6 protein-coding genes are annotated in these 6,895 nt (G+C 39.3%); 3 read left to right on the top strand and 3 right to left on the bottom strand.

From position 1 onward, the window contains the following. The coding region (locus L647_RS0105260) for a Plug domain-containing protein (protein ID WP_029880385.1) at positions 1-603 on the bottom strand (603 nt) is incomplete at its 3' end. A gap of 479 nt (positions 604-1,082) precedes the next feature. On the opposite strand from L647_RS0105260, the gene L647_RS0105265 reads away from it, so the two are divergent. After that, the gene (locus L647_RS0105265; protein ID WP_024610250.1) at positions 1,083-2,177 is read left to right on the top strand and encodes an NADH:flavin oxidoreductase/NADH oxidase; all 1,095 of its coding nucleotides are present in this window, start codon (positions 1,083-1,085) and stop codon (positions 2,175-2,177) included. 74 nt (positions 2,178-2,251) lie between these two features. After that, entirely contained in the window at positions 2,252-3,358 is a 1,107-nt protein-coding gene (locus L647_RS01000000123680; protein WP_253948834.1) for an MFS transporter, read from the top strand. Positions 3,359-3,515: 157 nt separating this feature from the next. Here L647_RS01000000123680 and L647_RS0105275 read toward each other — a convergent pair whose 3' ends face one another. After that, complete coding sequence (locus L647_RS0105275; protein WP_024610251.1) at positions 3,516-4,382, bottom strand: DMT family transporter; 867 nt, start codon at positions 4,380-4,382, stop codon at positions 3,516-3,518. A gap of 424 nt (positions 4,383-4,806) precedes the next feature. On the opposite strand from L647_RS0105275, the gene L647_RS0105285 reads away from it, so the two are divergent. Further along, entirely contained in the window at positions 4,807-5,994 is a 1,188-nt protein-coding gene (locus L647_RS0105285) for an iron-containing alcohol dehydrogenase (protein WP_024610252.1), read from the top strand. 49 nt (positions 5,995-6,043) lie between these two features. On the opposite strand, the gene L647_RS0105290 is transcribed toward L647_RS0105285, so the two are convergent. Continuing rightward, positions 6,044-6,805: an IS5 family transposase gene (locus L647_RS0105290; RefSeq protein ID WP_024611512.1), complete on the bottom strand. Its 762-nt coding sequence runs from the start codon at positions 6,803-6,805 to the stop codon at positions 6,044-6,046. Between the last annotated feature and the right edge of the window lie 90 nt (positions 6,806-6,895).

A 6,895-nucleotide genomic window follows, 5' to 3' on the forward strand; every position in this document is an offset into this window, starting at 1 on the left:
TTCAATTAGTGGAAGGTTAAATATAAAGCCACCTTCGCCGCCTACAGAATCACTTTCTTTGGTTTGAAATAGGTCGCCGTAAACTTCAAGCGATGTAAAATCAAGCTCAGGCTGCTTTAGCATATAACGAATTGCGCCACCTAGAGTACCTGCGCCATATAGTGTGCCTTGCGGACCAATTAATACTTCAACACGCTCAATATCTACAAGGCGCATATCTACCGAAACCGGAATTTCGTTTATATAAGTAGATACCGTGCCGCCATCTGATGATGGTCCAGAAGAGTTTGTATTTAAACCACGAACAATAATAGGTGAACCAGAGCGACCACCTTGATCAGTAATTGTTAAACCAGGTACCCAGCGTGCTATGTCGGCAAGTTCGCTAATGTTTTGATCTTTCATTATATCAGCGTCAAGTGCGGTGATATTTAATGGTGCATTTTGCACTGAGCCGCTGCGCCTTGTTGCTGTAACTTCAATTACTTCGAGTGATTTGTTTTTAGCGGCAACTTCTTCTTGAGCAAGTGCAACATTTGGTAATAAAAATACGCTAGAAACGGCGCTCGAAATAGCCAAGGTTAACAAGCTTGGTTTAAACATAAAAATTGATCCCCAGATTCAAAAATTTAACATCAGTTAATTAAGTAAAGTAGTTTATCAGGGAGTGAAGTAGCTTGGAACATCTAAATTGAATTTTAATTCACTTTTAAAGAATAAATATGGATTTAATTTGGCTTTGCTATTTTATTAATAGGTAACATAAGCAATGAGTTAGTTTAATTAGGTACAAATTAGTTAAAAATTACAGTCTTAATTAAAAGTTAATAGTCATGCATTTTTAAATGATGGCTTTGTTCTGCGTTTGTTAAACAAGTTATTACATAAAAATTGATAGCTCATAATGTCATTACTTATACTTTTATCAGCACTATTAAAGTGTATTTTGATCCCCATTTAGAGTGTTAAGTCGATATTATAAGCGACAGTATAAGTTATTGAGTGAGCGTGTTTGATTGCCGCTTCGTATTCTCTTTTTTATTTTGTCCGTGCCGTTGCGCACGTGTTTTTAAGGATTAACAATGAGCCAACTATTTTCACCTTTATCGCTTGGGCAACTAACGTTAGATAACCGTATTATTATTGCGCCAATGTGCCAATATTCAGCCAACAACGGCGCTGCTAGCGATTGGCATACAATACACTTAGGTCAATTGAGTTTAAGCGGAGCCGGTTTACTTATTTTAGAAGCGACGGCAGTAAACCCAGAAGGGCGAATTAGCTATGGTGATTTAGGGCTTTGGAATAACGAAACTCAACAAGCTTTAGGCAAAAGCTTAAAAGCAGTTAGACAGTACAGTCCTATGCCTATTGGTATTCAATTAGCACATGCTGGTCGTAAAGCCTCTACGGGTAAACCATGGGAAGATACTGGCGCTATTGCACCCGATGAGGTTAACGGTTGGCAAACAGTGGCACCTTCTGCAATTGCTTACGACGATACCAGCCCAGTACCAAAAGCAATGTGCCAAGACGACATAAATTCGTTAATTAAAGATTTTGTTAGTGCAGCTAAACGCGCTGATGAACTGGGTCTTGATTTAATTGAGCTACATGGTGCTCACGGCTACTTGTTACACCAATTTTTGTCGCCTCTTTCAAATAAACGTGACGATAATTATGGTGGCAGCCTAGAAAATAGAATGCGCTTATTACTGGAAGTGTTTAAAGCTGTAAGAGCTGTATTCCCTAGTGAAAAAGCGGTGGGGGTACGTATTTCGGCAACCGATTGGGTTGAAGGTGGTTGGGATTTAGAACAATCGATAGAATTATCTAAAGCTCTTGATTTATTAGGGTGTGATTTTATTCATGTAAGCACCGCAGGTTTGAGCCCAAAACAAGATATACCGGTGGCTAAGAATTTTCAGGTGCCATTTGCAACGGCTATAAAAGAGGTTGTTAAAATGCCTGTTATAGCAGTGGGTTTAATAACTGAGGCGCAACAAGCCGAAGATATTATTAGTGAGCAGCAAGCTGATGGTGTAGCGCTTGCGCGTGGTATTTTATATAACCCGCATTGGCCGTGGCATGCAGCAGCAGAGTTGGGTGCTAAAGTTACTGCACCAAAACAATATTTACGTTCAAGCCCACATGGGCAGCCATCGCCAATAAAATAAAACATAGTTTTTTGTAAAAACCCAATCTGCGTTTGCAGGTTGGGTTTTATTATTTTTGTAAAGTAGAGATAATCATGAATCAGATAGGCGTTTCACCGCAACCACTTAGCAATACACTCGTTACTATTATTGCTTTATGTTGCGGCCTTATTGTTGCCAATATTTACTATGCTCAACCAATTATTGAATTACTTGCTCCTGAGGTGGGATTAAGCCTACACAGTGCTAGTTTTATAGTGTCGCTTACGCAAATAGGTTATGCCTTGGGGCTATTTTTTTTAGTGCCACTGGCTGACTTAGTCGAAAATAAAAAATTAATGCTGATCACGTTAGTTGTGTCGTTTTTAAGTTTAATTGGCACTGCTTTAGCTGATACACCTAATGTAATGCTTATTTTGTGCTTAATGATAGGTATTAGCTCTGTTTCTGTTCAAGTGCTTATTCCACTTGCCGCGCATTTATCGTCTGATGAAAAGCGCGGACAAGTACTTGGCAATATTATGGCGGGTTTGTTGTTAGGTATTTTGCTTGCAAGGCCTGTATCGAGTTTAATTGCCGATCATTTTGGTTGGCGTGCAGTATTTTATTTTGCAGCAGGGTGTATGGTATTTATTGCCAGCGTAATTTACTTTGCAATTCCAAGCCGGCAGCCTACGCATAAAACCACGTATTTTAAGCTTTTAAAATCGTTAAAACAGTTAATGATAAGCCAACCCGTCTTACGCCAACGATCACTTTTTCAAGCGTTAATGTTTGCATCGTTTAGCTTGTTTTGGACCAGTGTGCCGGTTGTGCTTTCACGCGAGTACGGTTTATCGCAATCAGAAATAGCATTGTTTGCTTTAGTGGGAGCCGCCGGNGCTATAGCCGCGCCTATTGTAGGGCGCTTGGCTGATAAGGGATATACGCATCAGGTGTCTTTATTAGCAAAAATAATTGCGGTGCTGTGCTTTTTACCAAGCTTATTTGAGCTGCCGTACGGTATTATTGTGTTGGCGTTAACGGGTGTGTTTATTGATTTTGCAGTTCAAGCAAATATGGTGTTGGGTCAACGCGCAGTATATGCATTAGAACCTCAAAGCCGTGCACGTTTAAACGCTATTTATATGACGAGCATATTTGTTGGGAGCGGTAGGCTCTTTAATTGCAAGCCCACTTTACGAAGCTGGAGGCTGGAATAGCATTGCTTTAGTTGCTGCAGGTATGCCGCTCATTTCATTGATTGGCTATTTGGTTACCAATAAAAAACAAAGCAGAGCGGCTAGTTAAAAACTATCGCTGAGAATATAATAAAGTCACTACGTGATAGGGTGACTTTATTTATTTTGACTGCTTTTTTTAATCAAGCGCCTGCTTTTTAGAATTAGAAAATGAACTTCCTACAGATGCAATAATAACAAGTAAAATAGCGAGCCATTGCCACAAGGTAAGCAACTCACCTAAAATAATTAACCCAGCGAGCGATGCAACAGCGGGTTCTAAACTCATCATTATGCTAAAGCCTTGTGAGGGCATATTGCGCAGTGCAACCATTTCAAGAGTATAAGGCAATGCGCTTGATAAAATAGCAATGCCGATCCCCAGTGGAATTATTTCCCAGGTAAACGCTGCACCTTGCATAATTCCGCCATAAGGTACTAGTACAATAGCTGCAACTGTCATACCTAACGCAACAGTTACTCCACCAGAGCCTTGTACGCCCGTTTTTTTCCCAAATAATATATAACCTGCCCAACATGCACCCGCACCAAGAGCGAGTATTACACCAACTGGATCAAGGCTGTCTTGCCCACTCATATCGGGTAATAAAAGCAAAATACCAGTAATGGCGCATGCAACCCAAAATAGGTCGCGTTTGCGACGCGATGATAATAATGCAACAGCAAGAGGACCCGTAAATTCAAGCGCTACAGCAATACCTAACGGAATTCGTTCTATTGCGTAATAAAATAAAATATTCATACCACCAAGGCTTAAACCGTACACGATAATAGGGAGGCGGCTGCCTTTTGCGGGTAAGTGTTTCCAAGGTCTAAATACCAAGCAAAGTATTAGTGCCGAAAAGCCTAACCTTAAGGCAGTTGTTCCTTCTGGTCCTACAATAGGAAAAAGCTGTTTAGCAATTGATGCGCCAGATTGAATGGTCATCATAGCGAGTAGTACACATATAACGGCTAATAAAAATTCTTTAGAAGGTGATTGCATGTTTATCCTTGGTTACAACCGATTATTTTTGCATGGTACATTCTTTTATTGATGTGCGTAAGTTTATTCTAAGAGCATTTTTATGGGTAACTTTACTTATTTTAAATAAGGAAAACCAAGTGCTTATAACTACTTTACCGGCTGTATTAGAGCAATAGACTTACCTTGTTAAAATCAATAATTGTTCGGCTCATTAGTCGTATTAAAAAGTCATTCAGCTTAAGTTTTGGTAATGCCTTTCTCTTTGATTGGTTGACAGATTGGTTTGTGTTAACTATTATTTGGTCTGCTTTGTTTGTTTACCAATATTTTTATGGGTTGTACTGTTGGTGGCATATTAAATATTAAGTGGTGAGTAAATTGGTTATACCAGTAACTTGTTTTACTAAAAAAATAAAACGTAATACAAGTAAGGTAAACGAATATGACACCTTTTAATTGGTGCTTTCCCACTAAATTAATCTATGGGCAAGGTAGGGTTTGCGAAGTCGGTACTATTGCAGCCCAATATGGTAAAAAAGTAATGATAGCTACTTATACCCCAGGCTCAGCTCTTGATCCCGTGATTAATAAGGTAAAAAGTGTATTACTTGCTGCGGGTTTAGACGTTACTGTATTTGCTGGAATTGAGCCTAACCCTCGTACCCAAGCCATTGATAAAGCAGTTGAAATTTTTAATGCCGAAAAATGCGATCTAATAATAGCACTTGGTGGTGGTAGCATTATTGATGCTTCTAAGTACATTGCTGCAACTGCATTTTCTGGTGGTAAATCATGGGATTATGTTACATGTAATGAACATGTTGGACGTGAATATACAGGCGCGTTTCCTATAATTACTATTCCAACAGTTTCAGCTTCAGGTTCTGAAGTTAATGCTTCTGGGGTAATTAAAAACACAGAAACTAAAGAAAAAACGCTTTCTTATTCGCCATACTATTTACCAAAAGTAGCTATTGTTGATCCAGAGATTTTAGCTTCTGTGCCACTGCGATTAACTCAAGATAGCTGCATTGATATTTTTTCGCATTTAGTAGAGCTCTACCTTTGCGATGAGGATGAGTCTGAATTTTCCGACCGTACAACGGAAGGAATGATTTTATGCGTTAAGGATAACTTTGAAAAAGCTCTTGATGATTTAGGTGATGCTAAAGTACGTGGAGAGTTGGCTCTTTGTTCTGTATATAGCCGCTCAAATTTTAAAGCACGAGAGCATTTAGATTGTATGTCGATGCATGCGATTCAAATGCCATTAAGCACTCATTACGATTTACCGCATGGTCGTGGCATGGTTATTATTATTCCTGCGTATTTGGAATATTTAGCAGACGTACTGCCGCATCGGTGGGCTAAACTAGCACGGCGTTGTTTTGGTGTAACCGAAACTGACGATGCTAAAGCCGCTAAAATGCTTTCAACCGAAGTTGTTAAGTGGTTTAAGAGTACGAATTCGTTTTTAACATTGGGAGATGTAAGCATTCCTGATGAGAAGTTTAAAAAAATGGCTCAAGACGCTGTTCGTATACACTCAGTTAATAGGGTCACAAGCCACAAAGGCGCGCACTCAATTAGCGCAGCAGATGTGTTGGCTATATATAAACTTTGCAAGTAATAAACATTTATTGAAAATCTAGGGGCTGTTGATCTTTGTAGTATATATATTAATCAGCCCACATTGGTAGCCACATCATAGTAAATGCTAAAGCGAGCATGGAATGATAATTCCGTTCAAGCTTTTCATACCTTGTAGCTATCCCTCTATATTGTTTGATCCGACCAAAGGCATTCTCAACTAAGTGCCTATATTTGTACATGCACCAGTCAATATCTTCATTACCCACTAAACTGTTATCCTTGCGTGGAATAACGGGTGTAGCGCTATTATCACGAATAAACTCTCTTAGTTTTTCACTATCGTAGCCTTTATCTGCGACAACCACATTACTCGTTGGGCAATTGTCTACAAGTGACTCTGCATGGACGATATCATGCGTATTTCCACAGGATAATTCATAATAAACAGGCAATCCTCCGCTATCTACTGCAAGATGAATTTTAGTCGAATTGCCACCTCGACTCTTACCGATTGATTCATTGCCAGCGGTTCTTGCACCGCAACTATGCTGGTGAGCCCTGACAATACTGCCATCAATAAAGATCCAATCCATATCAGCATAGTGGGATAACACACGAAATAATTCATTCAAAATATCTTTTTTGGACCATAAATTAAATCGTCTATAGATAGCACTCCACGAGCCGAAATAAGACGGTAAATCTCGCCAAGGAATACCGGTACGCATCTTATAGAGTATGCCTTCGAGCGTTTTTCTATGCTCAGGCTTATTATAAATTCGACCACTTAAGTGCATTACTTTTGATAAGACATTCCATGTCGCGTCTGTTAACATTAATCTTGGCATGAGGGTTCGGTGTAACGTTTTTTAGCGAATTCAATTATACCTTATCCTCATGCTGTTTGTTTTTTATACCGCAAAGATCAACACGCCCTA

Source organism: Pseudoalteromonas sp. TB64, assembly GCF_000498095.1.
Classification (GTDB): Bacteria; Pseudomonadota; Gammaproteobacteria; order Enterobacterales; family Alteromonadaceae; genus Pseudoalteromonas.